The organism is Phreatobacter sp. (genome assembly GCF_016793595.1).
GTDB lineage: Bacteria > Pseudomonadota > Alphaproteobacteria > Rhizobiales > Phreatobacteraceae > Phreatobacter.
On sequence record NZ_JAEULY010000004.1, the window covers coordinates 319,820 to 335,559 of the forward strand.

14 protein-coding genes are annotated in these 15,740 nt (G+C 68.2%); 6 read left to right on the plus strand and 8 right to left on the minus strand.

Annotated features, from left to right (window positions below; translation table 11 throughout):
- Positions 1 to 240 precede the first annotated feature (240 nt).
- The 4 genes from JNK84_RS05610 (at position 241) to JNK84_RS05625 (ending at position 4,506) form a co-directional block, all read left to right on the plus strand.
- A complete protein-coding gene (locus JNK84_RS05610; RefSeq protein WP_293421413.1) occupies positions 241 to 924 on the plus strand; it encodes a hypothetical protein in 684 nt (227 codons plus the stop codon).
- A 112-nt stretch (positions 925 to 1,036) separates the two neighbouring features.
- On the plus strand, positions 1,037 to 2,170 hold the full coding sequence (gene solA / locus JNK84_RS05615) for an N-methyl-L-tryptophan oxidase (RefSeq protein ID WP_293421415.1): 1,134 nt from the start codon (positions 1,037 to 1,039) through the stop codon (positions 2,168 to 2,170).
- 18 nt (positions 2,171 to 2,188) lie between these two features.
- Positions 2,189 to 3,124 carry a DMT family transporter gene (locus JNK84_RS05620; protein ID WP_293421417.1) on the plus strand — a complete coding sequence of 312 codons (936 nt, stop codon included), beginning with the start codon at positions 2,189 to 2,191 and terminating at the stop codon, positions 3,122 to 3,124.
- A gap of 167 nt (positions 3,125 to 3,291) precedes the next feature.
- Positions 3,292 to 4,506: a patatin-like phospholipase family protein gene (locus JNK84_RS05625; RefSeq protein ID WP_293421419.1), complete on the plus strand. Its 1,215-nt coding sequence runs from the start codon at positions 3,292 to 3,294 to the stop codon at positions 4,504 to 4,506.
- A 12-nt stretch (positions 4,507 to 4,518) separates the two neighbouring features.
- On the opposite strand, the gene JNK84_RS05630 is transcribed toward JNK84_RS05625, so the two are convergent.
- The 3 genes from JNK84_RS05630 to JNK84_RS05640 all read right to left on the minus strand — a co-directional run bounded on the left by JNK84_RS05630 (position 4,519) and on the right by JNK84_RS05640 (position 7,850).
- Positions 4,519 to 5,361: a dienelactone hydrolase family protein gene (locus JNK84_RS05630; RefSeq protein ID WP_293421421.1), complete on the minus strand. Its 843-nt coding sequence runs from the start codon at positions 5,359 to 5,361 to the stop codon at positions 4,519 to 4,521.
- Between the two features lie 79 nt (positions 5,362 to 5,440).
- Complete coding sequence (locus JNK84_RS05635; RefSeq protein WP_293421423.1) at positions 5,441 to 6,532, minus strand: TRAP transporter substrate-binding protein; 1,092 nt, start codon at positions 6,530 to 6,532, stop codon at positions 5,441 to 5,443.
- A 229-nt stretch (positions 6,533 to 6,761) separates the two neighbouring features.
- Positions 6,762 to 7,850 carry a TRAP transporter substrate-binding protein gene (locus JNK84_RS05640; RefSeq protein ID WP_293421424.1) on the minus strand — a complete coding sequence of 363 codons (1,089 nt, stop codon included), beginning with the start codon at positions 7,848 to 7,850 and terminating at the stop codon, positions 6,762 to 6,764.
- Positions 7,851 to 8,101: 251 nt separating this feature from the next.
- Between JNK84_RS05640 and JNK84_RS05645 the strand changes: the two genes are divergently transcribed.
- Positions 8,102 to 8,974 (plus strand): NAD(P)-dependent oxidoreductase, encoded by an 873-nt coding sequence (locus JNK84_RS05645; RefSeq protein ID WP_293421426.1) that lies wholly within the window; start codon positions 8,102 to 8,104, stop codon positions 8,972 to 8,974.
- Positions 8,975 to 9,101: 127 nt separating this feature from the next.
- On the opposite strand, the gene JNK84_RS05650 is transcribed toward JNK84_RS05645, so the two are convergent.
- The 4 genes from JNK84_RS05650 to JNK84_RS05665 all read right to left on the minus strand — a co-directional run bounded on the left by JNK84_RS05650 (position 9,102) and on the right by JNK84_RS05665 (position 13,150).
- A complete protein-coding gene (locus tag JNK84_RS05650) occupies positions 9,102 to 11,114 on the minus strand; it encodes a caspase family protein (RefSeq protein WP_293421428.1) in 2,013 nt (670 codons plus the stop codon).
- A gap of 119 nt (positions 11,115 to 11,233) precedes the next feature.
- Positions 11,234 to 11,860, minus strand: a complete 627-nt coding sequence (locus tag JNK84_RS05655) for a uracil-DNA glycosylase family protein (protein WP_293421430.1) — start codon at positions 11,858 to 11,860, stop codon at positions 11,234 to 11,236.
- Positions 11,861 to 11,891: 31 nt separating this feature from the next.
- The gene (locus tag JNK84_RS05660) at positions 11,892 to 12,503 is read right to left on the minus strand and encodes a glutathione S-transferase family protein (protein WP_293421432.1); all 612 of its coding nucleotides are present in this window, start codon (positions 12,501 to 12,503) and stop codon (positions 11,892 to 11,894) included.
- Positions 12,504 to 12,628: 125 nt separating this feature from the next.
- Entirely contained in the window at positions 12,629 to 13,150 is a 522-nt protein-coding gene (locus tag JNK84_RS05665; RefSeq protein WP_293421434.1) for a DUF6622 family protein, read from the minus strand.
- A 111-nt stretch (positions 13,151 to 13,261) separates the two neighbouring features.
- Between JNK84_RS05665 and JNK84_RS05670 the strand changes: the two genes are divergently transcribed.
- Entirely contained in the window at positions 13,262 to 14,068 is an 807-nt protein-coding gene (locus JNK84_RS05670; RefSeq protein ID WP_293421436.1) for a LytTR family DNA-binding domain-containing protein, read from the plus strand.
- A 32-nt stretch (positions 14,069 to 14,100) separates the two neighbouring features.
- On the opposite strand, the gene JNK84_RS05675 is transcribed toward JNK84_RS05670, so the two are convergent.
- Positions 14,101 to 15,714: a sensor histidine kinase gene (locus JNK84_RS05675; protein WP_293421438.1), complete on the minus strand. Its 1,614-nt coding sequence runs from the start codon at positions 15,712 to 15,714 to the stop codon at positions 14,101 to 14,103.
- Between the last annotated feature and the right edge of the window lie 26 nt (positions 15,715 to 15,740).

The following is a 15,740-nucleotide window of genomic DNA, read 5'->3' on the forward strand; positions in this document are numbered from 1 at the left end:
CGCGCGCCTGCGGTTGGAACTTTGCCCGAAGCGCGAAAAAAGGCCCGTTTTGGAGCTAGACTTCCGTCGAATAGGCCAATTTTCCGCCACAGTTATTCACCAAATGCGCGGTCAGCAAATGGGCCGGACCCAATAGCACAACAAGTCAGACCGCTGCGCCACTTCTCAGGCCAACGCATTCCAGTGACATCCGATCCGGGCAGCGTGGCCCGGCGTTCATAGGTTTCCGAGGCGACTGCGATGACCTGCTCATCCCTGCCGCAGCCTAGTCCCGTTGCTGTCAGGGACGAACTGCGGCGTGTGCTCGATTCGAGCTTCATTCCCGACGATTCGCTTCTGGCGAAGATGCTGACCTACGTCGTCGACCGGACGCTCGCCGGCGATGGCCGGTCGATCAAGGCCTATACGGTCGCGGTCGAGGCACTGGGCCGGCCCACCGATTTCGACCCGGATCGCGATTCCACCGTCCGCGTGGCGGCCATGCGGCTGCGCTCGGCGCTCGACCATTACTATTCGGGGCCGGGGGCTCAGAGTGCGCTGCGCATTCGCATGCAGCCGGGCTCCTACCGACCGACTTTCGAACTCGTCGCGGATGTCGCATCCGAGCCCCCGCTTGTGGTGGACCAGATCGACGTGCCCGCCATGCCGCCAGCGCTTCTGTCGCGATTCCGGCTGGCCATGCCCTCGACGAGGGTCTGGCTGGCGACGATCAGCGCCATCCTCGCCTTCGACCTCCTGGCAACCGTGTCGCTGATGGCGGTCCAGCTGCGCGCCCCCCAGGCCCAGGCGGCGCAAAGATGGGCGTCGGCGGCCAGTGAAGTGCAGACGCTCGGCGCGGAAAAGCCGAACAAGGCCATTGGCGTTCTGGTCTACGACTATATCCAGAACCACGTGCAGACTTCCTACGGCCAGCCCATAAACTGACGGGCGGCGCCCGGCGCCGATAGCGGGGCTGTTCCCTCGCCTTCGCGCTCGACGCGCCGGTACCCCCGCGCTACCTCACCATGCGGGGAAGAAACGACCGGAGCGTCGGCGCGTGCCGAGCCATGACGTCATCGTCGCCGGAATCGGCGCCATGGGTTCCGCTGCGGCGTGGCATCTCGCCCGCCGCGGCCAGCGGGTCCTTGGGCTCGAGCGGTTCGACATTCCGCATGCGATGGGCTCGTCCCATGGCATCAACCGCATCATCCGCCTCGCCTATTTCGAGCATCCGCTCTACGTGCCGTTGCTGCGCCGCGCCTACGCGCTCTGGCGCGAGACCGAGCAGGCCTTCGGCGAGCAACTCCTGCACATTACCGGCGGCATCGATGCCGGCCCCGAGGACGGACGCGTCGTTGCCGGCTCGCTGCGGGCCTGCCGCGAGCACGACCTCCCCCACGAACTGATCGACGCGAAGGAACTTGCCCGCCGGCACCCCGCCTATCGCCTGCCCGCCGGCCATGTCGCCAACTGGCAGGCGGATGCCGGGTTCGTCATGAGCGAACGGGCCATCGTCGCCCATGTAGCGATGGCCATGGCGGCGGGCGCCGAAATCCGCGGCCGCGAGGCGATCACGGGCTGGCAGCCGACGCCGGGCGGCGGCGTGCGGGTCACGACCACGCGCGGCACCTACGAGGCCGGCCGGCTGATCCTGTCGACCGGCGCGTGGATCGGCGACCATGTGCCCGCCCTCGCCCGCCTCGCGGTCCCCGAGCGACAGGTGCTCGGCTGGTTCCAGCCGAAAAACCCGGCTCATTTCGCGCCGGACCTGTTTCCCGTCTCCATCGCCGAAACGGCGCGAGGCACCTGCTACCAGTTCCCCATCTTCGGGGTGCCGGGCTTCAAGATCGGCCTCTACAACCACCTGAAGCAGTCTGGCCATGCCGACACGCTGTCGCGCGAGCCGACGCCCGAGGACGAGGCTGCGCTGCGCGCGGTGATGCGCGAGGTGTTCCCAGATGCCGGCGGCCCGACGCTGGCGCTCAGGACCTGCATGTTCACCAATACGCCGGACGAGCATTTCGTCGTGGACACGCTGCCCGGTCACCCGCAAGTCATCGTCGCGTCGCCCTGTTCCGGCCATGGCTTCAAATTCGCCTCGGTCATGGGCGAGATCCTGGCGGACCTCGCCGCCAATGGATCGACGCGCCACGATCTCTCGCTTTTCCGCCTCGCCCGCTTCGCCTCCTGATCCGATCCGAGACCGTCCGTGACCCCGCTGACCCTCCCCGCCGTCGATGCCTCCGCCAACCGGCGCGGCATTATCGCCATGTGCACGGCGATGGCCTGCTTCATGACGAACGATACGCTGGTGAAGATCGTCTCGACTCAGCTGCCGGCTGGCGAGATCATCGCCATTCGGGGCCTGTTCGCCACCGTTCTGGTGCTCGGCTGGGTGTTCGCCATGGGGCATGCCCGCGACCTGCCCCGCATCATCTCGCCGCTGGTGATGACGCGCGCCGGGATGGAAGCGCTGGTCGCATTCCTGTTCATCTCGGCGCTGGCCTCGATCCCCATCGCCGACATCACTGCGATCTTCCTGATCACGCCGTTGCTGATCACCGCCCTGTCGGGCCCGCTGCTCAAGGAGCAGGTCGGCTGGCGGCGCTGGTCTGCCGTCGCCGCCGGCTTTGTCGGCATGCTGCTGGTGGTGAAGCCCGGCGGCGCGGGCTTCGTCGCGGGCTCGGCGACGGCCATGGCGCTGGTCAGCGTGGTGTTCTGCGCGCTGCGCGACATCGTCACGCGCTTCATCGACCACCGCATACCGACCATCGTCGTGACGCTGTCGACCTGCGCGACCGTCGGGCTGTTCGGGCTGGCGATGATCCCGTTCCAGACCTGGGTGCCGCCGGAGCCGAAGCACATCCTGATCCTGCTCGCCGCCTCGGTGGTGCTGGTCATCGGCAATCACGCGATGATCCTCGCGTTCCGCGGCGTCGAGGTCTCGCTGGTCTCGCCGTTCCGCTATTCGGTCATGGTCTGGGCCATCGTCTCGGGCATCACCGTGTTCGGCGAATGGCCGGACTGGATGAGCTGGACCGGCATAGGACTAATCGTCGCGGCCGGGCTCTACACGCTCCATCGCGAGCGCGTGCGCCTGCGCGTACGCGATGCCAAGACGGAGGCGGCGGCCACCATTCCCTGACGCCGCCCTGCCGGTTCCGGGTCATCCGGCCGCCAACGCCTGGAAGCCATCACGCCGGCACCCGATACCGCAGCGAGTAACCTGTCGTAGAACATCCCCGCGTCCAGTGGCTTTTCGGTCCTAGACGCCCTTCCACCCGCCACCTAAAGAAGCAGGCGGAGCTGCTCATGGGTTTGTCCGTCGTCGCATTCGCCCGGTCCATCGCGGCCGTCAGGCCCGGGTCCACGGCCCGGTCTCTGGCGGTTGTTCTGACCATTGCGCTTGCCGGCTGCGCCACGCAGCCGCGCCTGCCGGCCGTTCCCACGCGCGAAACGGCCGAAGCAACCTTCCTCGGCATTCCCGATGCGCGTTTCTCCCTGACCGGCAACCCGAGCGAACTCACCCGGATTTTCGTCGCCGCGGAGCGCCGCGCGCAGATGTCGGGGATGCGCGGCACCGAGCACATGCTGGCGATCTCGGGGGGCGGCGAGGACGGCGCCTTCGGCGCGGGCCTGCTTTTTGGCTGGACCGAGCGCGGCGACCGGCCGCAATTCCGCCTCGTCACCGGCGTGTCGACGGGCTCGCTGAGCGCGCCATTCGCCTTTTTGGGCAGCCGCTACGACGCCCAGCTCAAGGCGGTCTACACCACCGTCCAGCGGACCGACATCGTCGAGATCCTGCCGGTGCTGACCATCCTGCGCAGCGATTCCGTCGGCGACAGCGGTCCCCTCGCCCGCCTGATCGCGACCCATGTGACGGACGAAATGGTCGCCGAGATCGGGCGGGAATACCAGAAGGGCCGGATGCTGCTGATCGGCACCACCAATCTGGACCTCGGCCAGCCCATCGCGTGGAACATCGGGGCCATCGCGGTGAGCAACCACCCCCGCAAGGTGCAGGCGATCCGCGACATCCTGCTTGCGTCCGCCTCCATTCCCGGCGCGTTCCCGCCCGTCATGATGGAAGTGATGGCCGGCGGGACCAGGCGCCAGGAGATGCATGTCGACGGCGGCGCGACCACCCAGGTTTTCCTCTATCCCGGCAGTATCCCGCTGCGTCACGCGCCCGCCGCCGTCAGGCGCGTGCCGCGCGTCGCCTGGATCATCCGCAACGGCCGCACCCAGCCGCTGCCGGAGGACGTCAAGCGTGGCCTGTTGCAGATCGCGGCGCGGTCGATCTCGACCATGATCACGTCGAACGCGATCGGCGACATCTACCGCATGTACCTGATCACCCGGCGCGACGGCGTGGATTTCAACCTCGCCTATATTTCCAGCCGCTTCACCGTGCCGTACGAGAAGCCGTTCGACCCACCCTACATGAACGCGCTGTTCGAGTTCGGCCGCAGCGAGAGCCAGGCGGGTTCGCCCTGGCTGAAGCGGCCACCCGGCTACGTGCCCTGAGCCGCAACCCCGTCAGCGCGCCGCGATCAGGCTGTCGATCCTGCGGATCGCATCCGCCCGCGCCGCCGGGTCGGTGCCGACCCGCGCCCGCCCCGATCCATCCGGCGTGAAGGCGAGCCCGGTCCGCTCCCGCAGCCGCGAGGCGGGATCGTCGAAACCGTGAAAGGCTCCGGGATAAACGACGATCTCGGCGGGCGCGCCCATGGAACGGGCCCGGGATACCAGCGCCTCGCAGGGTGCAGCCGGCGTCCAGTCATCGGCGCCGCCGATGAGAATGGTCAGCGGCAGGCGATTGACGAGGCCGCGTTCGAGCGGCGTGCGGCAGCCCGGATAGAAGGCGATGGCCTGAACAAAGTCCGGCCGCCCGTCAGCCGGACGCGCGGTGCGACTGGCCGCATAGAGGGCCGTGGAGCCGCCGTTCGACCATCCCACCAGGCTGATGCGATCCTGCCGGATATCTGATCGCGCCTGCAGATAGACGCGCGCCCCCGCGACATCGGCGAGACGTTCACGCGCCGGGCGCACGGTCCGCTCCCGGACGCCGCATTGCGAGCCGAGCCCGCGCGAGGCGAAACTGTCGGGCATCAGGACCGCGAGCCCCTGCCCCGTCCAGCGGCTGGCCCAGTCGGCCTGCCGGCGCGCCAGTTCGCCGCGCGCGTTGTCGCGCCCGCCGCAACCGTGGAGCGCCACCACCGCGGGAAAGGGCCCGGTTCCCGAGGGGCGCATGAGAACGGCCTGGACGGATGTGCCGTCAGCGCCCGTAAAGCGGACCATTTCCGATGTCTGCGCCGGCGCACCGGAAGCGCTCGCTGCCGCAAGGCCCATCGCCAGCAACACCGCCCATCCTGTCCGCATGCGCCCGTGGTCCTGCCGTGCACCGCATCGCCGAGCGGCCCCGGTGGCCGCCCGCCGACACGCCATCGCCGCGCGCCCGTCAGTTCGAGCGGGCTCTCATGCGGATCATGAAGCTGTCGAAGGAATATTCCGCCACCTGGAACCAGAGATATTCCTCGTTGCGGAAGGCAACCGTGTGGTCCAGCACCCGCTTGAACCAGGCGTTCTGGGCGCTGACCTCGGTATAGACCTCGTTGGCCGCCTTGAAGCAGGCTTCGAGGATCTCCACCGAGAACGGCCGAAGCTGCGTGCCGGCGGCAACGAGACGGCGGAGCGCGGCGGGGTTCGCCGCGTCGTATTTCGCCTGCATCCAGGTGCCGGCCTGATAGGCGGCGGCGTCGAAGGCGGCCTTGTAGTGCTTCGGCAGCGCGTCCCACTTGGCGATATTGGCCATGGTCTGGAGCTGGGCGCCGCCCTCCCACCAGCCGGGATAATAGTAGAACGGCGCGACCTTGGCGAAGCCGAGCTTTTCGTCGTCGTAGGGACCGACCCATTCCGCCGCGTCGATCGTCCCCTTCTCAAGCGCCGGATAGATGTCACCGCCGGCGATCTGCTGCGGCACGACGCCAAGCTTGGTAAGGATGCGCCCTGCGAAGCCGCCGACGCGGAACTTCAGCCCGTTCAGATCGCCGACCGTGCGGATTTCCTTGCGGAACCAGCCGCCCATCTGGGTGCCGGTATTGCCGCAGGCGACCGCGCGGACGTTGTGGCCCTTGTAGAATTCGTTGAGCAGATCCGTGCCGCCACCCTCGATGAACCAGGCGTTCTGCATGCGCGGATTGAGGCCGAAGGGCAGTGCCGTTCCGAAGGTGAAGGTCGGATCCTTGCCGACATAGTAGTAGGAGGCCGTATGGCAGGCCTCGACCGTGCCGTTGGAGACGGCATCAAGCGCCTGCAGGCCCGGAACGATCTCGCCGGCCGCGAAGGGCTGGATGATGAAGCGGTTGTCGGTGATCTCGGCAACGCGCTTCGCGAAGACTTCGGAGACGCCATAGAGCGTGTCGAGTGATTTCGGGAAGCTCGACGTCAGGCGCCAGCGCACTTCCGGCATAGACTGCGCGACGGCCGGCGATGCGACGGCCGTGGCGGCGAGACCGAGCCCCGCTCCCTCGACGAACTGGCGGCGTTTCATGGATTCTCCCTTTCTTGTCGTTCCCCGCGCCGCGACAGGTCGTTCGAATGCCTGTCGTCCGATGGTGTCGGCGCACCGGTCAGACTGCCGCCTGAGGCGAACCGCGCATCGGGGGAAACACGCATCGACCGCGCGAAATTTCCCGAACTGCCAGCTTAATACTTTATCAAAAACAAAAACCCCGGCGAAACAGGTCGCCGGGGCATGTATTCCATCTGGAAACTTCAGATCATCCGCGGGCGCGCGAGCGGATCATAAAGGTGTCGAAGGTGTATTCCGCCACCTGCCACCACAGATACTCCTCGCCACGGAACGCCACCGTGTGATCGAGCACCTTCTTGAAGTCGGCATTCTGGGCCGCAGTCTCGGCATTCACCTCGTTGGCTGCCTTGAGGCAGGCTTCCAGCACTTCCAGCGTGAAGGGACGGAGCTGCGTGCCGGCCGCGACGAGCTGGCGCAGAGCCGCCGGGTTCTGCGCGTCGTAGCGCGCCTGCATCCAGGTGTTGGCGTGATGCGAGGCGTTGAGCGCGATGGCCTTGTAGCTGGCCGGCAAGGCTTCCCACTTGGCCTTGTTGAAGAAGTTGTGGAGCATGGCTCCGCCCTCCCACCAGCCGGGGTAGTAGTAGAACGGCGCGACCTTGTTGAAGCCGAGCTTCTGGTCGTCATAGGGGCCGACCCACTCCGCCGCGTCGATCGTGCCCTTTTCCAGAGCCGGGTAGATGTCGCCGCCGGCAACCTGCTGCGGCACGACGCCGAGCTTCTGCATGGCGCGACCGGCAAAGCCGCCGATGCGCATCTTCAGCCCGTTCATGTCGGCGACGGTCTTGATCTCCTTGCGGAACCAGCCGCCCATCTGGCAGCCGGTATTGCCGGCCGGGATCGCGTGGAGATTATGCTTGGCGTAGAACTCGTTCATGAGTTCCATGCCGCCGTTCTGGAACTGCCACGCATTCTGCATGCGCGAATTGAGGCCGAAGGGCAGCGCCGTGCCGAAGGCGAAGGTCGGGTCGATGCCGACATAGTAGTAGGACGCGGTGTGGCAGGCCTCGACCGTGCCGTCGCGCACCGCCTGCATCGCCTGCAGGCCGGGCACGATCTCGCCGGCGGCGAAAACCTGCACCTGGAACTTGTTGTCGGTCATTTCCGCGACCGCTTTCGAGAAGACCTCGGCGGCGCCGTAGATCGTGTCGAGCGATTTCGGGAAGGAGGAGGTCAGCCGCCACCTCACTTCCGGAGCAGTCTGCGCGATCGCCGGGGCGGCGACCGCGGTAGCGGCGGCGGCGACCGACGCCGTCGTGATGAATGTGCGGCGCTCCATGAGCATCCTCTCCCTTGTTCCCAAAACTTGTTGGTTCCCGGTCCGGTTCGGACTCGTTGGCGGGAGACAATCACAATTTGTCGCTGCATGCCAGCATTGCGGAATGGCTCCATCGCGTTTTCCGCATATATCAGGCGCTTCCCGCAAATCAATCAGGGCGGGCTTGCCCCGCACCGCAAAGGCTTGACCTCGGTGGCTCCTCGGGGATGGTAGGCATCCATCACGAACCAACCATCCCAGCGGAGCTCCCCATGGCGAAAGTCGCGTTCCTCGGTCTCGGCGTCATGGGCTACCCCATGGCCGGACATCTCAAGGCCAAGGGCGGCCACGACGTGACGGTGTACAACCGCACCTTCGCCAAGGCCGAAGCCTGGGCGAAGCAGCACGGCGGCACCGCCGCGAAAACGCCGAAGGAGGCCGCCGCCGGCCAGGAGTTCGTCTTCTGCTGCGTCGGCAACGACGATGACCTGCGTTCCGTCACGATCGGCCCGGATGGCGCCTTCCAGTCCATGACGAGGGGCTCGGTCTTCGTCGACAACACGACGGCATCGGCGGATGTCGCCCGCGAATTGCAGGCCAAGGCCAAGGCACTCGGCATCGGCTTCGTCGATGCGCCGGTTTCCGGCGGTCAGGCCGGCGCCGAGAACGGCGTGCTGACCGTCATGTGCGGCGGCGAAGAGGCCGACTACGCTCGCGCGGAGCCGGTCATCGCGGCCTATGCGCGCGCCTGCCGCCGCCTCGGCGGGCCGGGCGCCGGCCAGCTCGCCAAGATGGTCAACCAGATCTGCATTGCAGGGCTCGTGCAGGGCCTGTCGGAGGGCCTTCACTTCGCCCGGAAGGCCGGGCTCGACATCGAGCAGCTCGTCGACGTGATCTCCAAGGGCGCGGCCGGCTCCTGGCAGATGGAGAACCGCCACAAGACCATGAACGTGGACAAGTTCGATTTCGGCTTCGCGGTCGACTGGATGCGCAAGGACCTCGGCATCTGCCTCGCGGAAGCGCGCCGCAACGGTGCAACGCTGCCGGTCACGGCGGTCGTGGATCAGTTCTACGGCGAGGTTCAGTCGATGGGCGGCGGCCGCTGGGACACGTCCAGCCTGTTCGCCCGGCTGGAGCGCAAGTAACCGCTCGCGGGCGCCCCGCGCGCCGATTGCCGTTGCAGGAAACTGCCGCCGCTGGAAATTGTCGCCGCAAGAAAAGGGCCCCGGGAGCTGATCCCGGGGCCCTTTGTCTTTGGTCCGGCGCTGTGCCTCAGGGGCGGCGGCGGATGTTCGGCGCGGCGGGCCGCGAGACGCGCGGTGCCTGGAACGAGGGGCGCGGGGCCTGCATGCGCGGGGCCTGGAAGCTCGGCCGCGCCTGCATCCGGGGCTGGACGCTGGGACGCGACTGGAACTGCGGCCGCTGCTGGATGCGCGGCTGGAAGTTCGGGCGCGGCTGCATCTGCGGCCGGATATTGCCCTGAACCGGACCACGGAAGGCTCCGCCGCGCCGCGGACCGGCATTGGGACCACCGATCGGTTGGTTGCCGATGCCGGCGTCCCGCACCCGGCGGCCAGTGTTCGGATCGATGCCGCGCCCACCGAGGACCGGAGCACCGGGACGACCGATCTGCGGCCCGCCCGGGCGGCCGATCTGCGGCGCGCCGACATTCGGCCCACGGGGCGCCGGATTGATCATGCTCGGCTGGTTGCCGGGAGCGAGGCGCGCGCCGGGCGGCTGGATGACCCCGGGGCCCGGCCGGACGCCACCGCCCGGCAGCGCGGCACCGCCAGCGCCGCCCGGAAGGGGCCGGAAGCCGGGACCGCCCGGGCCTCCGGCGCCGGGAAAGCCTCCGGGCCTTCCCCCTGGCGGCAGGCCGATGCGCGGACCGGCGCGCGGCGTCAGCACCACGGGCTGCACGCGCGGGCGCACGAAGCGCTGGATAACGATCGGCGAGGCGATGATCGCCGCGGCTGCCACGACCGGAAGCACGCCCCAGATCGGCGGCGGCGGCGGCGGCAGCAAGTAGACCGGAGCGATTGGCGGGCCGAGATAGATCGATGGCGCAATCACCACCTCGTCGTAGAAGGCCGGCGGAGCGGGCTCCCAATAGATCGGATCATAGACCACCTCGACCACCGGCAGCGGCGGCGGGATGTCGTCGTAGACGACCTCGACGAAATCGGCCGGCGGAGCGACCGCTACCTGCAGGCGCTCCAGCCGCCAGCGCGCCTCGGCCGCATGCGGCCCGCGCGGATAGCGCCGGAGATAGGTCCAGTAGGCCTGCGCCGAACCGACCCGGATCGTGCGCCGCCAGACCAGCGCCTCGCGCTTGGCGGCGAGCAGGCGCTTGACGCGCGCGGCGAGCGGATCGTCGGGATAGATGCGCAGGAAGGCCTGATAGCCCTCGATCGAATCCCGTTCGATGGCAAGCGCGTAGGCCTCTTGCGAGGACAGGCCCTCCATCGGGCGGTCCGCCAGCGGCGGCGCGGGCGGCGGCGTCGAGCCGGTCGTCTCTCCGGCATTCAGGACCGGGGCCGGCGGCTGCAGCGCCGAGACCTCCCACGGCGTGTCGCGACCATTGGTGAGCTGGTGCACGCGCAGGCGCGCCCGCGCAACGGCCTCGTCCAGCGGAACGCCCGGCGCGGCGAGCTGTTCGGCGAGCGCGGTGGCGAAGCGGCCATAGGCCTGGTCGGCGGTCACCGAGACCTGCCCCGGCGCGGCGGCGGAGGCGATCAAGAGGCCCGGCGCGCCGTCGATAACGCCGAGGCCCGGTCCCACCGGACGGCCGACGGCGGCGTAGGGATGGTCGCGCGACAGGTCGAGCAGGACGACCCGCGCCTTGGACGGAACGGCGGCGATGGCGCGGGCGATGTCGGCGATGCGCACCCCGCCGATCGGCACGTCGGCCTCGCCCGAGACCGCGACATCGGAGGGAATGAAGTAGCTGTCGCTCTCGTGCTGCAGGCCAAGGCCGGCCAGATAGACGATGGCGACCGAATCGGGACCTGCCTCGCGCAGCTTGCCGATGAACTCGGCAACCGCCTGCCGCACCTCGGCAGATGTCAGGTCCGCGCCCTCGACGGTCGAAAAACCGAGGTCGCGCAGCGTGCGCGCGACGAGGCCGGCATCGTTCAGCGCGTTCGGCATGGGGTTGGTGGCATAGCCGCCCGCACCGAGCACAAGCGCAACGCGCGTCTCGGCGAGCGTCGGCGATGCTGCGAGGGCCGTGAGCAGCGCGCCGGCCAGAAGGCCGATCCCGCGCCTGATCATGGTTCGGAACATGGATGTCTCCCGGATTCCTGACACGGCCGTCGTCGCCCCGCATGCCGCAACGTGAGATTGCGCGGGATTTCGTGGCGAAGGCAAGGCGGGACCGCCATGGACATGGCTGATCGCCACTTTCAGAGTCGTGCGGCGATCCGGCGCCTCAGGACCGGGAGCAATTCCGCCTCGAACCAGGGATGGCGCTTCAGCCAGCCGGAATTGCGCCAGGAGGGATGCGGCATGGCGAAGACCGCCGGCTGCGCCGAAGCCTGAAGAACGGCCGCCCAGTTCCCGACCGTCGCCGTGAGCGTCGGCGCGATCAGGTGGCCAAGTCCGAGGCGAGCGAGGTGGTAATGCTGCGCCGTCGCCCCCACCGCGAGGATCAGCTCGATCTGCGGCATGGCCGCCATCAACCGGTCGTGCCACGTGGCGCGGCATTCAGGGCGCGGCGGGAGGTCGGAGCCCTTGGCGTCGAGGCCCGGGAAACAGAAGCCCATCGGCACGATGGCAATGCGGTCGCGGTCGTAGAAGACCGTCTCGTCGACGCCCATCCAGCTGCGGAGCCGGTCACCCGACGGGTCGGTGAAGGGACGGCCGGAGGCATGAACGCGCGTGCCCGGCGCCTGCCCCGCGATCAGGATGCGCGCCGTGGCCGAGGGCCACGCGACCGGGCGCGGCTCGTGCGGCAATGGCCGCCGGATCGGCTGTTCCACACAGATCCGGCAGGCGGCAATGGCCTGGCTGAGGGAGGCGAGGTCTTCCACGCCGCCTCCATAGCACGGGCCGGCAGCCCGATCAGGGCACGGAGCCGGGACGCGCCGCCATGGCGGCGTGCCAGCGCTTCAGGTCGACAAGTTCATCGGGTACCGTGACGCGGGTCGGCCGGAGGAAATCGATGGCGACGAGGCCCGTCAGGTCGGCATTGGTGTAGCGGTCGCAGCAGATGAACTCGCGGCCCTTCAGCTGCCGGTCGAGGAAGGCCAGTTCGCCGACGATGCGCCCCTTGTTGACCTCGCCCCATTCCTTCACCTGCGGCACTTCCATCTGCACCATCGCGGGATGCAGGTGGCGGAAAGCCGACGCGATGGTCGCCAGCAGGTGCATTTCGAGCCGCCGCGACCACATCTCGATCTCGCCGATCTCCTTCGCCGTCCTGCCGAACAGATTCGGCTCGGGATGCAGCACCTCGATATAGCGGCAGATGGCGACCGACTCCGAGATCACCGAACCGTCGTCGAGTTCCAGCGCGGGCGTGCGCATGCGCGGATTGACCGCCGAGTAGCTCTCCGACTTCTGCTCCATCTTGCCGAGATCGATCTGGACTTTCGGGATGTCGATGCCCTTCTCGGCGAGAAAAATCCGCACGCGGCGCGGATTGGGAGCAAGCTGCGTGTCGTAGAGCTTCATGGGGTTTCCTCCGGCCGGCAATGCTTGTTGTCGTGTAACCGCACCATGGCGGCTTTGACCGGTCAAGCCGGCAGTCCGGGGGAGCATGACCTCTTCCCGGACGCCGCATGAATGCCACGCAGACGTCAGGGGGTGACGACGCCGCGCCCCCTGAACCCGAGCGAAGCCATCGCGATGCCACGGCCGAGGAACAGGCCACCCAGCCCGCCGGTCAGGAGGCTCCTGACGACCGCGAAACCGGTGTCGGCGGCGTAGTTCGGCGCAATCGCCAGGATGACCGCGAACACATAGCGGCTCGCGAACATGACGATGATCAGGGTCAGCGACAGCCATTCGCCCGGCAGCCGCACGGTCATCGGCTGCTCGCCGGGCTCCGCGCCCGAGGCAAGTCCGAGGCGCGCGCCGCCGGCTGCGCCCAGCGCGAGCGCCGCCAGCCAGGCGGTCGCGGCCTCGACCGAAATGTGGCCGGCAATCAGCGACGACAGGCTCACTCCGACCATCGCCAGCGGCATGATCAGCAGGCGCCGGGCGTCGATTGTCCGGTCTTTCGTGCTCGTGTATCCGAGATAGAGCACGAGGGCGAGCAGGGCCCAGACCCAGCGCGGCGTGCCGCGGATGATTTCGATGATGAAGGCCGTGGTGGTCATTGCGGGAAGTCTCCGGTGCGAAAGGCCGAGGGATGTCGGCCGCCGGAGTGCTGATTGGCTGACGCCGGTCCGGCGCGGAACCGCTGTTTCGCCAGTCGACGGGGATCATTCGTGAACGAAAGTCCCCTGTCGTTGGCGCTTCGCCAGTTGCGCGAGTTCGCTGCGGGGCCGCGCGGCCAGGTGACCGTCGCGGTCGTCGCGCTCACCGCGACGGTGATCGGGCCGTTCGGCACGGCCGAGCGCATGAGCTTCGGCCCGCGCCTCCTCTACTGGGCGGCCATGACCGCCTCGCACGCCATGATCGCCGTCCTGATCATCGTGACCGTCTTCCACATGCTCGCCCGGTGGACGGAGCGGCGCTGGCCGCGCCTCGCTGCGGGCGGACTGGCGGCGTCGCTGCCGCTGGCGGCGATCCAGATCGCGGTCGCGCACGTGTTGGCGGGCATGCCGTTGACCCTCGCCAATGCCGCATCGACCCTGGCGACCACCGTCACGATCACCCTCGCGGTCACCGTTCTGGTCGGCCTCTTCCGAAATCAGGACGAGACCGGGAATGCCGCCGAGCCGATGCAGCCGGAATCCGCGCCGCCCGTCCCACGGCCGGGCAGTGCCTTCCTCGCGCGGCTGCCGGTCGAGACCGGCCGCGACCTCGTCAGCCTGACGATGCAGGACCATTATATCGAGGTGCGGACCCGCACCGGCAGCACCCTGCTGCTGATGCGCCTCTCCGACGCGATCAGGGAACTGGACGGCGTTGCGGGGATGCAGATCCACCGCTCGCACTGGGTGGCCAGGGGCGCGGTCGCGCGGCTGATCCGGGACGATGGCCGCATGCAGGTCGAGCTCGTCGATGGCAGGCGGCTGCCGGTCAGCCGCTCCTTCGCGCCCGACATTCGGCTGGCGGGCCTGCCCGAATAGGCGCCGGGCCGCGACGACGGAGGGCTGACGGGCTACTTGCCGCCGAACAAGGTCCGCCGCAGCGCGCTGATCTTCTGCGGAGTGACCTGCGAGGGCGACGGCGCGTCCTCCTCCATCGGCACGTCGATGGGCGCGGATGACGGGCTCGAAATGGCCGGCAGCGCTTCCATGATGCGCTCGGCGGGGAATGTCACGGTCACTTCCGTGCCGACGCGGACCGTCGATTTCAGCGTGAACGTGCCGCCGTGCATGGTGACGAGGCCCTGCACGATGGGCAGACCGAGGCCGGTGCCCTGTTCGGCGTTCTTGATGGCGTTCGAGCCCTGCCCGAAATTCGACAGGACCACCGGAATCTCGTCCTCGGGAATGCCGGGACCGGTATCCTTCACGGAGACATACTGACCGCCGGACGCCGTCCAGCCGACCTTCAGCGTGATCTCACCGCCGGCCGGCGTGAACTTGATCGCGTTGGACATCAGGTTGAGCACGATCTGGCGAATGGAGCGCTCGTCAGCCCAGAGCTTCGGCATGTCCGGCTCGAACAGCTCGACGATGTCGACGCCCTTGTTCTTGGCGCGCACCTTGAGAAGGTGGTGGCAGTCCTCGACCACGTAGGCAAGCGTCAGCGCCTCCTCGTTGAGGTCGTAGCGGCCGGCCTCGATGCGGGAGAGGTCGAGGATCTCGTTGATCAGCGACAGGAGGTGCTGGCCGGACGAATGGATGTCGCCGGCATATTCGGCATATTGCGGCGAGGAATGGGGGCCGAACATCTCGCCCTTCATGACCTCGGAGAAGCCGAGAATGGCGTTGAGCGGCGTGCGCAGCTCGTGGCTCATCTGGGCGAGGAACTGGGATTTGGCGACATTGGCCATCTCGGCATTGCGCCGGGCCTCGTCGGAATTGGTCTTGGCGGTCTCCAGCTCGCCGATCAGCGCGTCCTTCTCGGCGCGCGCCTCGATGGTGGCGAGATTGCTCTGGTAGAGCCGCGTCGAGATGATCGCGAAGAAGACCAGCGCGCCCATGGCCATGGTGGCGAGCAGCGCGCCGTTCAGCCCCTGCACCATCAGGAAATAGGCGATGACGACGCCGGTGATCGGCAGCGAGGAGGCAAGGACCGCGCCGGGCAGCGTCGACCCGATCATCGCCGAGATCGCGACCACGATCAGCATGCCGACGATCAGGAAGGTGTTGGCCTCCGGCACGTCGGTCTTCATCACCACGGCCAGCGCGAAAACCCAGGCGAGGCCGAGCACCATCTCGGCGAGCACGAAGCGCATCCGCCACGAGCGCAGGTCCGCCTTGTCGGGCTGCACCTTCAGGAAGGCGCGGCAGAGCAGGATGACGAAACCATGGGTGACCAGCACCGCGCCCGCGCCGACGGCACCCATCACCGGATTGGTGATCCAGCCGGCGACGCCGCCGGTCGCGATCGCGAGCAGCACCACCGCGAGGGCGGCGGACATCTTGTTCTGGGCGTAGTGGCGGATCAGCTCGTATTCAAACGAGCGCTTGGTGCCGGTCGAGGAGGTCAGCTTGTCGCGCGCGTCGCGAACCTGACGGACGACGCGCTTGCGGCTCTGCGCGTGCTCGCGCGCGCGTTCCGCCTGCCGGTCCCCCGGCTCCGCGCCGACCACCTCCACGCCCATTCGAGCGCACCTCTCCCAACGCAACG